Consider the following 15,405-nt stretch of genomic DNA (forward strand, 5'->3'; position numbering starts at 1 on the left):
AGCGCCCGCCGGTCTCGTCGCGAGACCGGCGGGCGCCGGTGCCGAACCTCGTCGAGCGGGCTGGACGTTCAAGCCTTCGAGAGGGTCGAGCGGTCGGTAGATGCTCAGGCGCAGTCGAGCTCGTCGTGGTCGACCTCGAACGTCGAGGTGACGTCCTCGCCGTCGACCGTCCCGGTGCCCGTGACGGTCACCGAGCCGCTCGCGACCGAGGTCGAGCGCACGGGGAAGGACTGGTACGCGTTGCTGCCGGCGGCGACGTCCGCGAACTCGCGGGTGCCGAACGGCGTCGTGAGGGTCACGTCGACCGGCGAGTCCTCGCCGTTCGCCGCGCGGACGGCGAGGTATGCGCTGCCGCCGATGCATCGCGGCTGCGCCTCGACGTCGAGGGCGAGGTCGGCCTGGCCACCGCTCGGCGTGCCGTAGACCTCGAGCTCGTAGAGGGAGAAGCCCCACTGCGTCGCGCGCTCGGTGGCGTAGAGGCGTACGTACCGGCCCGTTCCCGACACGTCCAGGTCGTCGAAGAAGCCGTCCCCGTCCGTGACGGTGTGCACCGTCGTCCAGGTCTCGCCGTCCGGTGAGGTCTGGATCTCGTACGCCGACGCGAACGCGGTCTCCCAGTCGATCACGACGCGGCTGAGGTCGTAGCTCGCGCCGAGGTCCACCGCGATCCACTCGGGCTCGCTCCACGCGCTGCCCCACCGGGTGCCGGCGTTGCCGTCCACCGCCTTCTCGGCCTCGTGCCCGGGCTCGTCGATGCTGGACGCCGTCACCGGCCGGCCGAGCGCCAGCGAGTCCTCGTCGTCCCCGCCACCGCCGCCGTCGTCCTCGGACAGGTAGCAGCGCAGGTAGTGGTAGGACTCCGCAGAGGTCGCGAACGACGGCGCGTTGTCCCACTCGTAGGTGTAGTACTCCACGTACGGCTCGGCCGCGGCGATGATCGCCCGGAGGTCGATGTCACCGTTGCCCAGCGCGACCTGCCGCATGTCGCCCTCGGCGTCGACGTTCACGGCGTCCTTGATGTGGAGCAGCTCGATCCGGTCCCCGTACTCCTCGATCCACGCCGGGACGTCGATGCCGGCGTCGGCGGCCCAGCCGACGTCGAGCTCGAACGTGACGTAGCGCGGGTCGGTGTTCTCCTCGATGACCTCCCAGGCCGTGACCATCTCGCCCGTCTCGGGGTCGGGGTACTGCGTGGTGAGCTCGCCCTGGTGGTTGTGCAGCACGATCTTGTTCGCGCCGTTCTCGTTCGCGTACTGGCCGAGCTGGTTGACGTAGGCGGCGGTCGCGACCGCTTCGTCGTAGGTGCCGTAGCCGCCCGCCATGCCGCCGGACCCGATGTAGTCCTGGCCCAGCGCGACGGCGTTGGCGACCGTCTCGGGCCACGTGTCCCAGTTCGTGCTGCCGTGGCTCGACGAGACCTCCAGGCCGTGCTTGTCGAGGATCGCCTGGTACTCGTCGACCGGCATCGAGTAGGGGTGGTTGTACGGCTCGACGTTGGTGAACCCCGCGTCCGCCACCTCGCCGAGCACACGGTCGAGCGTCTCGGGGGAGGGTGTCCCGGAGCCCCCGAGCTCACCCACGTGCGTGTACAGCTGGATGGAGATCTTGGAGTCGGGGAGCCCGTCGTCCGGACCGCACTCCTCGGCTGCTGCGGTGGTCGGGGGTGGGGCTGCGATGGTCGCGGGTGCCGCCACGGCCGGCGCCGCGGCGAGCGTGCCCGCAAGGAGGGCGCTGCCCGTCAACGCGGCGCCGAGGCGCCGGGTGCGAGGCGAATGATGAGGGATCTGCATGGGAGCTCCTACTGACAACGTTGTCGATTAGGTTGGCGCACAGACAACTTCTGACTGTTAAGTGTACAAAAGTACCGTAAGAGTCGGCGGGTGCCACGTCAAGGATGTGACCGGAGTCCCGGTGACCCACCCCGGGTACTCGTCCCGCCGTCTGCCGTGGGCACCCGTTAGGCTCCCCGGATGTCTCTCGAGCCCTCGCTGCGCACCGGTCGTCTGCGCGTCGAGGACGGGAACGAGCTGTACTACGAGGCGGCGGGGAACCCGGAGGGCGCGGCCGTGCTGTGGTTGCACGGGGGTCCGGGCAGCGGGTCCATGGCGGGGCACCGGCGCAGGATCGACCCGGCACGGCAGCTGGCGGTGACCTTCGACCAGCGGGGCTGCGGCCGCAGCCGGCCGCTGGTGACCGAGCGGCCGGACCTGCTGGACACCAACACCACGCCGGCGCAGGTCGAGGACATCGAGGAGCTGCGCCGGCACCTGGGGATCGAGCGGTGGATGGTGACGGGCGCGTCCTGGGGGACGACCCTCGCCCTGGCCTACGCCCAGGCTCACCCCGACCGGGTCACCGGGCTGGGGCTCTTCGCGGTGACGACGACGTCGACGCCGGAGGTCGAGTGGATCACGGAGTCGATGGGGCGGGTGTTCCCCGAGGAGTGGGAGGCCTTCGCCGGGGCGGTGGAGCGCGCCCCGGGCGAGCGGGTGGTGGACGCCTACGCGAGGGTGCTGCGCGACGCGGACCCCGACGCCAAGGAACGGGCAGCAGCGGCGTGGGGCCGGTGGGAGGACGTCCACGTCTCCCTCGGCCCGGACTGGGCGCCCGACCCGCGCTGGCACAGCCCGCCGACCCGCGACGTGCTGGCCACGCTGATCACGCACTACTGGTCCCGCTCGGGGTTCGGGGGAGACGAGATCCTCGGGCGGATGGACCGGCTCGCCGGGATCCCGGGCGTGCTGATCCACGGTCGCCGTGACATCTCCGGCCCCGCGATCACGGCGTGGCAGCTGCACCGGGCCTGGCCGGGGAGCGAGCTCGTCCTGCTCGACGAGGGCCACGGCGGCCCGCTGTCGTCGGCCGCCCTGGGACGGGCGATCGCGGAGATCGCCTCGTGAGGTGACGTCCCGCCCTGCGGACCCGCTCCGCAGCGACGCGGAAAATACTCTGCGCGAGGTGTCGATCGTGCTGATCGGGCTTCGTCGTCCTGGTGTACGACCGCACGGGCCGTACCCGAGGAGGAGGAACCATGAGCTTTCTGGACACGATCCTGCAGGGCAACCGCCCGCGCCGGTGGGCCGACGGCACGCGGTACCGTGACGAACGGCGGTCCGCCGGGGACGGTGTCGAGTCCGCCGACGTGGCATCCTTCGGGCCGATGGCGCTGCGTCGGCCCGGCACGACGTGGACGGAGGAGTCCTGATGCGCTACCTGATGCTGGTGCTGAGCACGCCGGAGGACCCGGAGCTGCGGCCCGAGGACGCGGAGGGGGCGCCCCCGATCGAGCAGTGGGTCGCGCGCCACTACGGCAGCGGTGCAGCGGTCCTCGGCGACCGGCTGCGGCCGCCGGACGACGCCGTGGGTGTGCGGGTGCGCGGCAGCCGGGTGCTCGTGACGGACGGCCCGTTCTCCGAGACCAAGGAGGCGATCGGCGGCTTCGACGTCATCGAGGCCGACGACCTGGACACCGCCATCGCCATCGCGTCGGAGCACCCCATGGCGCACGCGGGCGCGATCGAGCTGCGGCCGGTCTGGCCGCTGAACCTCGACGAGTCCTAGGACGTCGATGAGTCCGGGCTCGGCCGTCGAGGACGCGTTCCGCACGGAGTGGGGACGCGTCCTCGGCGCCGTCGCACGCAGCACGGGCGACCTCGACCTGGCCGAGGAGTCCGCGCAGGAGGCGTTCGCGAGCGCGCTGCGCACGTGGGAGCGCGACGGCGTGCCCGAGCGCCCCGGCGCCTGGCTGACGACGACCGCCCGCCGGCACGCGATCGACGTGCTGCGACGTCGTCGGGTCGAGGCGGACCGGACCTCGGCGGCAGCGCGGCTGGGGGAGCGGGTCGACGCCGGTCGCGCCGTCGGGCCGGCCGCCGACCCCGTCCCCGAGGAGGTCACCCTCGCCCTGGACGACGACGCGTGGGAGCTCGACGACCCGGACGGCGACGTGCTGCGCCTGCTGTTCACGTGCTGCCACCCGGCGCTGCCCGCCGAGGCACGGGTCGCCCTGACGCTGCGGTCGCTGACCGGCATGACGACGGCGCAGGTAGCGCGTGCGTTCCTCGTCCCGGAGGCGACGATGGCGCAGCGGCTGGTACGGGCGAAGCGCCGCATCCGCGCGACCGGCATCTCGTTCCGCGTCCCGCCGCCGGAGCTGCGCGCCGAACGGGTCACGGGAGTCCTGACCGTGATCTACCTGCTCTTCACCGAGGGGTACGACTCCTGGGCGGAGCCCGCCCAGGAGACGGTGGGATCGGCGGAGCGCCGCGCGCTGGCCGACGACGCGGTCCGCCTCGCGCGACTGGCCGCCCGGCTGCTCGACGACGAGCCCGAGGCTCGCGGACTGCTGGCCCTGCTGCTGCTCCAGCACGCGCGTCGTGACGAGCGCACGGCTCCCGACGGCTCCGCGCGGACGCTCGCGGAGCAGGACCCGGCGCGCTGGCGGCACGACGAGATCACCGACGGGCTGCACGAGCTGGACGTCGCGCTCGCCGCCGGCCGGCCCGGTCCGTACCAGGTGCAGGCGGCGATCGCGGCCCTGCACGACGGCGCGGGCTCCGACACGAGCGACGACGACCGTGCCGCCCGCTGGGTCGAGATCCTCGGCCTGTACGACGTGCTCCTGACGATGACCGGGTCGCCGGTCGTGGCGCTCAACCGCGCGGTCGCGGTCGCGGAGGTGCAGGGCCCGGCTGCCGGTCTCGCGGCCGTCGACGCCGTGGCGGACGCCTCGGCGCTCGCGGGCTACCACCTCCTGCCCGCCGTCCGGGCCGAGCTCCACACGCGGGCGGGACGACCCGTCGAGGCGGCGACCGACCTGCGCGCCGCGCTCGAGCTCGTCGACCGCGAGGGCGACCGACGGCTGCTGCGCCGTCGTCTGGCCGAGCTCTCGGGTGTCACGACCGGGCACGTCGTCGCTCCCTCCTGATGAGCAGCCTCGTCGGCGAAGGAGCGCGACATGAGCATCCAGCTGTTCGGCCGTTGGCACCTTCGTGTCGACGAGGCCGTCCACACCTGGGAGAACCGGTTCCGCGTGCACGGCGCCGCGTCGGGCGACGGCACGTACCCGCCCACCGTCGGGCTCGAGGTCACCGCGGACGGTGCCGCGTGGAACCTGACGGCCGAGCACCGGGAGTCGGCGACGAGCCCGTGGAAGCCCTCGGACATGATGATCGACCCCGGTCCGCTGGACCGGGTCGACGTCCGGGCGGAGATCGGTGCGGAGGACCCGCTGCCGTCGCGGGACTTCAAGGACGTCCACTGGGACGCGCGCTTCCTCGACGGCACGCTCTACGAGATCCCGGTCCGGCCCTTCGCGGTGCGCACGACCGACCTGTTCGAGATGCCGGACGGCATCTTCGAGACGGCGTTGCGCACGTACTACCTGGGCGTCCGCGTCGTGAACCGGTGGGGGCTGCCGTTCGGACCCGACCACGTCCTCGACGTCTCCGCCGCCAGCCGGGCCGAGCTCGCCTCGCAGGGCATCACCGTGCTCGACGCGTGGACCCAGTCCGAGCTCGCAGCGCTCGGTCAGGTCCAGCGCGGCACGGGCATCGTCGTCGGTGCGCTGAACCCCGGCAACGCGAGGACGGTCTACCTCAAGGTCGACGTCGGCGACGCGGCACCCCGCAAGCACGAGGTGGAGTTCGTCCTGCGGAACGCCGCCGGCATGGCGGACCCGGGCAACCCCGCACGGTTCGTCCGCAAGCAGATCTTCGTGAGCCGGACCACGGTCGACCCGGTGACGGGCGAGATCGTCTCCGAGGTGCAGGAGGGCACGCTGCGCGTGCGGCTGCGCGAGGTCGCGATCGACACCAGGAACGGGCGCAGGGCCAGGCACCGTTGCCCGCCTCCCCGCAAGCGCCGCGGGCGCGAGTCCGACCTCGACCAGCTGCGCCGCCTGCTGCAGGAGCTGCTCGACGGGCGACCGATCGACCCGTGCCTCGTCAAGGAGCTCCTCGACTGCGGCTGCGGGCCGGGACGCTCCGACGACCCGCACGGACCGTCCGACGGGCGCTTCTGCTACGACCCGTTCTATGCGATACCGACCCGCTTCGACTACACCGTCACGCCCCGGGAGCCCTACGCCGGGCAGTACGGGCCGATCCCGTTCGACGACCCGTGGTGGAAGGTCCTGCTCCTGATCATCGCCGCCATCCTGCTGATCGCGGGCATGCTGTCGGAGGCGGCCGACGTCGCGTACCACGACGAGGACCTCGTCATCGGCGGGCTCGGGCGCACGATCCGCGACGACGTCGACGCGGCCCTCTGCGTCCTGGACACCGACCGCACGCTCGGGTTCGGTCAGGTGCTCGACGCCCGCTCGGACGAGGACAACCAGAACGCCGAGACCGCGCTCGACGGGACCATCACCGTGGCCGCCACGATCATGCCGGTCGCCGAGGTGATGGCCCTGCTCGCCGACTCGACCACGCCGACGGCGCAGCTCGAGGTGTTCAAGTCCGGGGCGACCACGGGACTCACCCACGGCCTCATCTCGGGTTTCACGGCGACCGCGTTCACCCGCTCGGACGGGACCAGCTTCACGATCCCGCAGCTCACGATCGGGCCCGACCCCGCGTTCGGCGAGAACGTGAGCGCACCGGGGGACTCGGGCTCCGTCTGGGTGCACCGCGCGACCGGTCGTCCGGTCGCCCTGCACCACTCCGGCCGGGACGACCCGGACAGTGCTACCGCGTCCTTCCTCGAGGACGTGTTCTCCCAGCTGGGGGTGACGTTGTGAGCACCACAGGTCCTGCGGACAGGCTCGACGCGATCCAGGCGATCCTGGCGCGGCTCGGCCGCGAGCTCGCCGACGATCCCAACGTGCAGAGCGTCGGGTTCGGCCTGCGTCGCCGGGCCGGGACGCTCTCCGACGAACGCGTGATCGTGTTCTTCGTGCGGCGCAAGTACGGCAGCGACCGCCAGCTGGAGGTCGCCGGGACGCGCCGCGTCCCCGCCGAGATCGACGGGTTCGCCACGGACGTCCAGGAGTTCGACGTCCGGCCCGCGTCCGCCGGCGTGCGCGACGACATGCAGTTCGACCCGCTCGTCGGCGGGCCCGCGTCGAGCAACGCCGCGAACCACATCGCGTGGTTCAACGGTTCGGGGACCCTCGGGCTGCTCGTGCGCGACGCGACCGACGGCACCCCGATGGCGCTCTCGAACTGGCACGTCTGGGGGGACGGGGGCGAGGCCGGCGACGACATCATCCAGCCGGGCCACCCCACGACCGGGGACCACCTCGAAGCCGTCGGCAAGGTCGCGGCCTGCGGACCGCTCGTCACGTCGCTCATCGAGTGGGAGGTGCCGTCGCCGCTCACGGCCGGACTCTACGGAGGGGCCGCCGCGGCCGCCGTCGCCGCCGCCGCGAGCGACGTCCGCGACCCCGGCCGCAGGGGCCAGGACGCGACCGTCCCCGGCCCGGACGAGGTCACCACCGCCGAGCGCGTGTCGATGGACATCGGGTACCCGCAGCTCCCGCTGCCCGGAGTGCCCTTCCGCACCGACGTGACCTGGCACTACGAGCGCACCACGTCGGCGCAGACGATGACGCACGACGTCACCGAGTCCACCGTGAACACCCAGTTCCTCCTGGGCAAGCTCGTCACCACCGAGAGGACCAGGTACCAGCCGGGCGAGACGGTCCGTCTCCTGGCCGCGATCTGGGACTACCAGCCGCGGTCGTGCGCCGACTACCACGTCGTCGCCCACCTGATCCCGGCCCGGCGCCCGACGACGGCCCTGCGGACCGTCCTTCGACCCACCGCGTGCCCGCGGACCGTCCCGATCGGCCCGCCGGACCGGCCCCGGGGCGGGCTGGTGTGCGTGTCGTTCGAGCAGGAGGCGCTGGGCGAGCGCCCCGCCGTCGGGAAGCTCGAGTGGCTGCAGTACGCGAGCTCCGCCGGTGACCCGCTGCACGTCGTCGACTGGCTGGCTCCGACCCGCGCGCTGACCCTGGGGTCGGGAACGCTCACTCTCGGGCACGTGCCGGCGCGCCGCGTCGAGGTGACGGTGGCCCAGCTCACCGGCACGCCCGTCGTGGCGGTGGCGACGAACGCTTCCGGGCAGGTCGTCGACCGGGAGACCGCTCCCGACGAGCAGGGAGTCGCGCACAGGCTCGTGCTCGAGGGGGACGGGATCGTCCGCGTGGTCCTGCGCGGGGGCGGTGGCGAGGGTCTGCTCGTCCGCTACTGCATCGAGCCCGTCGAGGAGGGCGGGTTCACCACGGCGGTCCCGGCGCGGACGCTGGCCGCGGTGCAGCACGAGCACCCCGACGTCGCGGTCGACGGCTCCCGGGTCACGGTCCGGCGCTGCTGCTTCGCGGGCGAGGTGGACCTGCCGCCCGACGAGCCCGCCGGCGGGTGGGACGTCTACCTCACGGTGCAGAACGTCAACGACGTGCCCGACGGCGTGCCCCCGGAGATCGCGGCGACCACGATCGGCGGGCACCTGCTGAGCGCGCACACCGCGGCCGAGGTGGTCGCCTGCACGGCCATCATGCTGAGCGACCACGTGTTCGACGTGATCTGACCGTCGTGCACCGGCTGCCGGGTCGGGCGACAGGTCGTCCGGGAGCGCCGTTCACGAGCACTCCGAAAGGCACGACCATGCGATTCACCTCCGAGCAGCGTCTCGACGACGACGTCCTCGAGCGCGAGCTCGCTCTTGGCGAGATCCCCGGCATCCTGTGGATGCCCGCATCCGCCTCCACGGCCGCCCCTGTGCCGCTGATCCTCCTCGGCCACCCGGGCGGGCTGGGGAGGATGTACCCCCGGCGGCAGCTGGCGCTGGACCTGTTCGACGCCTTCGGTTCCCGGGAGAAGACGCTGCAGGCCAACCTGGGCGGGCACACGGGCGTCCCGCCGTTCGCGGGAGACGACGCGGGCAGGTTCTTCGCCCGGCACCTGAGGTAGTGCCGTGCCGCCGTGCCGGTCAGGCTGCGTTCTCGAGCGCCTGCTCGGCGCGCGCGGCGTCGCCCTCCGTGAGGCCGCGCTCGATCGCACGCCGTGATGCGACGAGGATGACGACGCCGACCAGGCACACGGCGATCTCCGTCACCGTCAGCGCCCAGACGATGCCTGCGAGCCCGAACCAGAGGTTGCCGAGGAGCACGACGGGGATGAACAGCACGCCCTGGGACGTCGACATGACGATCGCGGGGACCGCGCGCCCCGTCGCCTGGAACAGCGAGGTGATGAGCCCGGCGAACCCGTTCGCGACCATCGCGACGAGCTGCGCCGTGAGGATCGTCGCCCCGATCGTCAGCACGGACGGGTCCGACACGAACGCGGAGAACACCTGGTCGCGGAACAGGACGACCGCCGTCGAGAAGATCAGTGCGACGCCGCCGACCGTGGTCGCCGAGACCCGCAGCGCTGACACGAGCCGGGCGCGGTCGCCCTTGCCGTAGGCGTAGGCCAGCAGCGGCAGCACGCCGAGCGTGACGCCCATGAGCAGGAACTCGGGCACCTGGGCGATGCGGACGGCGACGCCCATGGCGGCGAGCGGGCCGTCACCGTAGCCGGCGGCGAGGTTGTTGAGCACGAGCGACGTGACGATGAGGAAGGACGCCTGCAGCAGCTCGCCGACGCCCACCCCGAAGACAGGCTCGAGCACGTCCCGCGAGAGGGTGAACCAGCGCGGCGCGAGGCTCATGTGCTCGCTGTTGCGCTGCAGCCAGGTGACGAAGTAGGCGATGACGCCGATGTTGGCGAGTCCCGTCGCGAGCGCCACGCCGGCCACGCCCCAGTCGAGGACGAGGATGAACAGGACGTCGAGCACGAGGTTCGCGACCGTGGACCCGATGAGCCCGATCATGACCTGGCGCGAAGCGCCCTCGGCCCGTACGAGCTGCTCGAGGCAGAACGCCGCGGTGAGCACGGGGACGAACGCGAGCATGACGGTGACGTAGGTGGTCGTGGCCGACGTCGCGGCGGCGTCCGCACCGAGCAGGGTGACGAGCGGCTGGAGGAGGAGGAGACCGAGGACGCCGAGCACGGCGCCGGCGATCACCGATCCCCAGACGGCGGACGCCGAGACGTTCTTGATCCGGGTGGCCTCGGCGGGGTCGTGCTCCGCCGCGCCGAGCAGGCGCGAGACGAGCGCCCCGCCGCCGACGCCGAACACGCCGCCGACGGCCATGACGAGGCCGAGGATCGGTGTGCCGAGCGTGACCGCGGCGAGCAGCGCGTTGTCGTGGAGCGAGCCGATGAAGCCCGCGTTGATGACGTTGTAGACCGCGCCGACGATCAACGCGGCGGCCATCGGCACGCACAGGTGCACGAGGGCACGGACTATCGGCGCGGAGGAGAGGTACCAGCGGTTGGTACCGACCGCTTCGGCCTCGACGGCCCCGTCCGACTCGGGGGCTGGGGCGGCAGGGTTCCGGAGGTCTGTGGTCATGACTGCTCCTCTCGAGCAGGCTCGAGCGCACGCCGACGGACGCCGGCGCGGCGGAGGGGATGGGGGCGCGGCGTGGCCGCGCGGGTGGAGGTGGAGCGGGTGGAGGGTCGAGCGGGGCGGGTCAGTCCCGGGTCGGTTGCGGCAGCTCGGCGACGATCTTGGTGAGGAGCTTCTGCAGCGTGGATCTCTCGGCCTCGTCGAGCGGGGTGAGGATCTTCTCGTCGATCGCCGATATCGCGTCGGTGAACCCTGCGATCAGGTCGCTGCCCGACGGCGTGGCGTAGACGAGCTTGACCCGGCCGTTGTCAGGGGCCGGGCGCCGCTCGACGAGGCCGCGACGCTCGAGCCCCTGCAGGAGGCTCGTCACGCTGGCCGCGCTGGTGCGGCTGACCTCGGCGATGTCGCGCTGGATGGCGCCGGGGTTCTGGGTCAGGTAGCCGAGCACGAAGGACTGCTCGTGGCTGAGGTCGCGCTCGCGGATCCAGTCCTCGCCCGCCTTGCGCTGGGCCCATCCGATCCAGCGGAAGAGCTCGAGGCTGCTGGTGGGGACGGGCCGTTCGCTCATGGTTAGAACACTAACGGTTAGAAGTCTAACCGTCAACCGTACTCGGAGGACTTCGGGCCCGGCGGAGCTCCGCGCGCCGGAACGCGGGGGCCCGGGAGGTCCCGGCGAGCTAGCCGGTACGCGGTGCGTACATGATGACGGCGACGCCGGCGAGGCAGATCAGCGCGCCGGTGACGTCCCAGCGGTCCGGCGTGAATCCGTCGACGGCCATGGCCCACGCGAGGGAGCCCGCGACGAACACGCCACCGTACGCGGCGAGGATGCGGCCGAAGTTCGCGTCGGGCTGGAGCGTGGCGAAGAACCCGTACAGGCCCAGCGCGACGACCCCCGCGCCGATCCACAGCCAGCCCCGGTGCTCGCGGACCCCCTGCCACACGAGCCACGCACCCCCGATCTCGAAGACCGCGGCGGCGACGAACAGCATGATGGAGCGGGTCAGGTTCATATCGGCGTGCACTCTCCGTCGTGCGGCCCGCAGCGTGCGGAGCAGCGTGGTGGTCTCGCCCGGGAGGAACGCCACGACCCTAGCGGCCCCGGGGCGTAGCGTCGTCCCCGACATCGATCCGTCCGGCGGAGGGGACTCAGTGCAGGCCGACCACTATGACGGCTTCGCGGCCAGCTACGACGCGGAGAACGCCTCGAGCCTGCTCAACGCCTGCTACGAGCGCCCGGCCATGGTCCGCCTCGCCGGCGACGTGCGCGGGCACCGGATCCTCGATGCCGGGTGCGGGTCCGGCCCTCTGTCCGCCGAGCTGCGGGCCCGGGGCGCGATCATGACGGGGCTCGACGGGAGCCCGGCGATGATCGAGCTCGCGCGCCGGCGGCTGGGCGACGATGTCCCGCTGCACGTCGCCGACCTCGCCGAGCCGCTGCCGTTCGCGGACGACACCTTCGACGACGTCGTGGCCTCGCTCGTGCTGCACTACCTCGAGGACTGGGTTGCTCCCTTGGTCGAGATCAAGCGCGTGCTGAAGCCTGGTGGTCGGCTCATCCTCTCCGTGAACCACCCCACGGCCCACGTGATCAACCATCCGGACGAGGACAACTTCGCGACCAGGCAGTACTCGGAGACCTTCGAGCTCGATGGCGAGCCGGCGGTGCTGACGTTCTGGAACCGGCCGTTGCGTGCGATGTCGGAGGCGTTCGCCGAGGCGGGGTTCGTCATCGCCGTGATGGACGAGCCACCGCCGTCGCCGCAGACCCCGCGCGAGCTCCTGACCCCGCGCCTCGCGAGCGGGGAGCGCACGGCGTTCTTCTGCTTCCTCTTCGTCGTCCTGGAACCGCGATGAGCCTCTCCGGCTCGGCGGGCCGCGCGGGCAGGACCGCGGCCGTCGTCGGCGGCGGTCCGGCAGGGTTGATCGCGGCGGAGGTGCTCGCCCGGGCGTGCGTGGCCGTGACGGTGTACGACCGCATGCCGTCGGTCCCGCGCAAGTTCCTCCTGGCGGGCCACGGCGGCATGAACATCACGCACAGCGAGGACCGCGTCTCGTTCCTGCCCCGCTACGGCAGCTCGGCCGACGCGCTGGCGCCGATGCTCGACGTCTTCGGCCCGGCGGACCTGCGCGCGTGGTGCGACGGACTGGGCGAGCCGACGTTCGTCGGGAGCAGCGGACGGGTGTTCCCGCGGTCGTTCCGGGCGAACCCGCTGGTCCGGGCGTGGCTGGCCCGGTTGGGAGAGCTCGGGGTGCGGTTCGAGCAGCGGCACCGCTGGACGGGCTGGGCCGACGACGGCGGGCTGCGTCTCACGGACGAGGACGCGGCTGAGCACACCGTCGCCGCCGACGTGGTGGTCTTCGCGCTCGGCGGCGCCTCGTGGCCGCAGCTCGGGTCGGACGGCGGCTGGGTGGTCCCGTTCGCCGACCGCGGCGTCGCGGTGGCGCCGTTGGTGCCCGCGAACGTCGGCCTCCGCGTGGGGTGGAGCGAGGTCTTCGCCGAGAGGTTCGCCGGCACGCCCCTGAAGAACGTCGGGCTGACCGTCCGTGGGGCAGCGGGCCCGACGGCGCGTGGTGACGTGATGGTGACGAGCGCGGGGATCGAGGGCGGTCCGGTCTACGCGACGGGGGCCGCGGTCCGGGACGCCCTGGCGGGTGGTCGCTGCGTCGTCGATTTCGACCTGCGGCCTGCGCTGAGCGTCGACCAGCTCGCCGGGAGGCTGCAGCGGCGGCGTCCGAAGGACTCCGTCTCCAGCTGGCTGCGCCGCGCGGTCGGTCTGGACCCGGTCGCGATCGCGCTGCTCCGCGAGGCGGGCCCGCTGCCGACCGAGCCCGGGCCGATGGCGGCGCTCATCACGTCCGTGCCGGTCCGGGTGAGCGCGACCATGCCCATCGACCGGGCGATCTCGACCGCGGGTGGCGTGGCGTGGTCGGAGGTGGACGAGACGCTCATGCTGCGTCGTCTCCCTGGCATCTTCGTCGCGGGCGAGATGCTCGACTGGGAGGCGCCGACGGGTGGCTACCTGCTGCAGGCGTCGTTCAGCACGGGCGTGGTCGCCGCACACGGCGCGCTGGACTGGCTCGACCGCGTCCGGTGACGGCGCTCGGGTTCGGCGAGTGCGCATTCTGTCGCCGTTCCACCCCTGGGGACAAGGGCTCGCTGCGCTGGTGGGTGCCGGTCGCGACCACTGCGGCTCCGTGAAGCAGTTGCCTACGGATCACTGGTCCGCGTGCGGTTGCTGCCGGCGAGGTGCTCCGGAGCGCATGCGACCCGAGAGCTTTGCGGCTGTGCTGACGCGCAGCAGGCCGATCGTCTGGGCGATCGCCAACGCCTCCTTCCTGCTGGTCGCCCCGAGCTTCTGATAGATGCTGCGTATCTGTGTGCGCACCGTGTTGACGGAGACGCCGAAGATGCTGGCGGTTCGCTCGGCGGTGTATCCCTCGCCCAGCCGGTGGAGCACCTCTCGTTCGCGGGGTGTGAGCCGCACGGAATCGGTCGTCTCGGGAGTGTTGTGGTTGGTCGGGACGGCGCCACCGGGCAGGAGGCTCTTCGCGCCGGTGAGATCTGCCAGCTTCTCGCGTTCCAGGGATTGCATCGACAAGAAGGGACCGACGTGATCAGGTGTCGCGCGCTGGCGCACCGCACTGTCGAACCAGGTACGAGCCTGGTCGTCGCGTCCTGCGCGGAGATGTGCGACGGCGAGCACGAGGTGCATGCTCATCACGTCGGTGGGCGACAGTGATGCCTCGTGCAGGCACCTCGATGCCAGGCGCTGCGCATCATGGTGCTCGTCCACGGCGAGGTGTGCCCAGGCGTGGTGGACGGCGAGCGAGTCGACGTCGGGGTTCTCGTGCGCCAGGTGCAGTACGCGGCTGTTGCCGCCGGCTCGTAGGAGCAGCTTTGCCTCGGCGCGCAGCAAGAGCTGGCGAACGAAGCCGTCGGCCCGCGGCTCGAGAATGCCGTGCGACAGGCGTGTCTCGTCGAGCTCACGCAAGCCGCGGTAGGGATCTCCGTAGTGAGAGTGGTAGCTCGCTCGTGCGAAGGCGAGGAAAGGCCAGAGGTCCACAGGGTGGGGGGTGCCACGCATGCTGTCCAGATGATCTGCGGCGGTGTCCTGATCTCCTTCTTCGATCGCGATCATCGCGCGGGCGATGCTGTGGCCGGGAGCGTTGTCAGCTGCGATCCAGCTCGGGAACGGGGGTAGGCGATCGAACTCGACGAGCCAGGCGCGCGCGAGGTCGAGGTGGCCGCGGTACGAGCTCAGCAGGGCAAGGTTGGACGCGGCGGACACGCCCGCGTAGTGCGCGTCGGGTTCCCCGCCCGCCTCGGCGTGCGCACGAGTGAACAGCTCGGTGGCCTGGTCGAGCGATCCTGCGAGCATCGCTGTGATCCCGCGCTGGGCGCTCAACCATCCTGGGCGCGCCGGCGGTTGCCTCGCCGACCACGGGAGCTTTGTCGACGCGGGGCCCCTACGGAGGTATTGATCCATCCACGTGCCGATGCGTTCTGACGTGGTGTAGTTGCGGCGGTGTCGGTAGGCGATGACGGCGGCGGTGCTGGCCGCGACCAGGTCAGGCAGCCGCCTGAACTCGGGTAGTCGCTGACCGAATCGGAGCCCTGCCTCCACGTAGAGCTGCAACGTGTGTGGCATACCCAGCTCCGCCCGGTGCTCGTGGCTGATCCGATGGTGGGAGAGCAGCGCCAGCTGCACCAGTCGCGGGCGAGTCTCGAGGGCTCCGGGATCCAAGGCTTCGAGAACATGCAGGACCTCGTGCGCGAACTGGTCGGGCAAGTCGAACCAGAGGGCGTCGAACGCCGCCTCCAGGCGGTCGAGGTCGCCGGTGCCCAGTACGCCGAGCACGTCGTTCCTGATCAGGGGAGGCGTGTGCTCGTGTGCCATGGAATCGATCCTGAAGGTGTGCCTTCGTTGTGCAAGGCGTGAATCGCCTGCCCGGTGGGTGAAAATCGCGCAGGAACTGGTGATCTTGCTGGTGAATTTCCTT

General features: G+C 71.8%; 14 protein-coding genes. 9 read left to right on the top strand and 5 right to left on the bottom strand.

Annotated elements, in window-relative coordinates; translation table 11 throughout:
• Positions 1–104: 104 nt before the first annotated feature.
• Positions 105–1,790 carry a discoidin domain-containing protein gene (locus tag IF651_RS04640; RefSeq protein ID WP_191827943.1) on the bottom strand — a complete coding sequence of 562 codons (1,686 nt, stop codon included), beginning with the start codon at positions 1,788–1,790 and terminating at the stop codon, positions 105–107.
• 180 nt (positions 1,791–1,970) lie between these two features.
• Here IF651_RS04640 and IF651_RS04645 point away from each other — a divergent pair, with 180 nt between their 5' ends.
• From IF651_RS04645 to IF651_RS04675, 7 genes are all read left to right on the top strand, one after another.
• Positions 1,971–2,900: an alpha/beta fold hydrolase gene (locus IF651_RS04645; protein ID WP_191827944.1), complete on the top strand. Its 930-nt coding sequence runs from the start codon at positions 1,971–1,973 to the stop codon at positions 2,898–2,900.
• Positions 2,901–3,031: 131 nt separating this feature from the next.
• Complete coding sequence (locus IF651_RS04650) at positions 3,032–3,205, top strand: hypothetical protein (RefSeq protein WP_191827945.1); 174 nt, start codon at positions 3,032–3,034, stop codon at positions 3,203–3,205.
• Positions 3,205–3,561 carry a YciI family protein gene (locus tag IF651_RS04655; RefSeq protein ID WP_191827946.1) on the top strand — a complete coding sequence of 119 codons (357 nt, stop codon included), beginning with the start codon at positions 3,205–3,207 and terminating at the stop codon, positions 3,559–3,561. The genes IF651_RS04650 and IF651_RS04655 overlap by 1 nt, the downstream gene beginning before the upstream one ends.
• Before the next feature lie 7 nt (positions 3,562–3,568).
• A complete protein-coding gene (locus IF651_RS04660) occupies positions 3,569–4,927 on the top strand; it encodes an RNA polymerase sigma factor (RefSeq protein WP_191827947.1) in 1,359 nt (452 codons plus the stop codon).
• Between the two features lie 30 nt (positions 4,928–4,957).
• The gene (locus tag IF651_RS04665; RefSeq protein WP_191827948.1) at positions 4,958–6,742 is read left to right on the top strand and encodes a hypothetical protein; all 1,785 of its coding nucleotides are present in this window, start codon (positions 4,958–4,960) and stop codon (positions 6,740–6,742) included.
• Positions 6,739–8,532 carry a hypothetical protein gene (locus IF651_RS04670; protein ID WP_191827949.1) on the top strand — a complete coding sequence of 598 codons (1,794 nt, stop codon included), beginning with the start codon at positions 6,739–6,741 and terminating at the stop codon, positions 8,530–8,532. Before IF651_RS04665 ends, IF651_RS04670 begins: the two co-directional genes overlap by 4 nt.
• 77 nt (positions 8,533–8,609) lie before the next feature.
• Positions 8,610–8,915 carry a hypothetical protein gene (locus tag IF651_RS04675; RefSeq protein ID WP_191827950.1) on the top strand — a complete coding sequence of 102 codons (306 nt, stop codon included), beginning with the start codon at positions 8,610–8,612 and terminating at the stop codon, positions 8,913–8,915.
• A gap of 19 nt (positions 8,916–8,934) precedes the next feature.
• On the opposite strand, the gene IF651_RS04680 is transcribed toward IF651_RS04675, so the two are convergent.
• The 3 genes from IF651_RS04680 to IF651_RS04690 form a co-directional block, all read right to left on the bottom strand.
• Positions 8,935–10,404, bottom strand: coding sequence for an MATE family efflux transporter (locus tag IF651_RS04680; protein ID WP_191827951.1), 1,470 nt, complete (start codon positions 10,402–10,404; stop codon positions 8,935–8,937).
• A 121-nt stretch (positions 10,405–10,525) separates the two neighbouring features.
• A complete protein-coding gene (locus tag IF651_RS04685) occupies positions 10,526–10,969 on the bottom strand; it encodes a MarR family winged helix-turn-helix transcriptional regulator (protein ID WP_191827952.1) in 444 nt (147 codons plus the stop codon).
• A gap of 109 nt (positions 10,970–11,078) precedes the next feature.
• Positions 11,079–11,414 (bottom strand): YnfA family protein, encoded by a 336-nt coding sequence (locus IF651_RS04690; protein WP_191828213.1) that lies wholly within the window; start codon positions 11,412–11,414, stop codon positions 11,079–11,081.
• A gap of 139 nt (positions 11,415–11,553) precedes the next feature.
• On the opposite strand from IF651_RS04690, the gene IF651_RS04695 reads away from it, so the two are divergent.
• Complete coding sequence (locus tag IF651_RS04695; protein WP_191827953.1) at positions 11,554–12,258, top strand: methyltransferase domain-containing protein; 705 nt, start codon at positions 11,554–11,556, stop codon at positions 12,256–12,258.
• Entirely contained in the window at positions 12,255–13,499 is a 1,245-nt protein-coding gene (locus IF651_RS04700) for a BaiN/RdsA family NAD(P)/FAD-dependent oxidoreductase (protein WP_191827954.1), read from the top strand. The genes IF651_RS04695 and IF651_RS04700 overlap by 4 nt, the downstream gene beginning before the upstream one ends.
• A 120-nt stretch (positions 13,500–13,619) precedes the next feature.
• Here the strand turns inward: IF651_RS04700 and IF651_RS17560 are convergent, their stop codons facing one another.
• Positions 13,620–15,302, bottom strand: coding sequence for a helix-turn-helix transcriptional regulator (locus IF651_RS17560; protein WP_191827955.1), 1,683 nt, complete (start codon positions 15,300–15,302; stop codon positions 13,620–13,622).
• Between the last annotated feature and the right edge of the window lie 103 nt (positions 15,303–15,405).

The organism is Cellulosimicrobium arenosum (assembly GCF_014837295.1).
Lineage (GTDB): Bacteria > Actinomycetota > Actinomycetes > Actinomycetales > Cellulomonadaceae > Cellulosimicrobium > Cellulosimicrobium arenosum.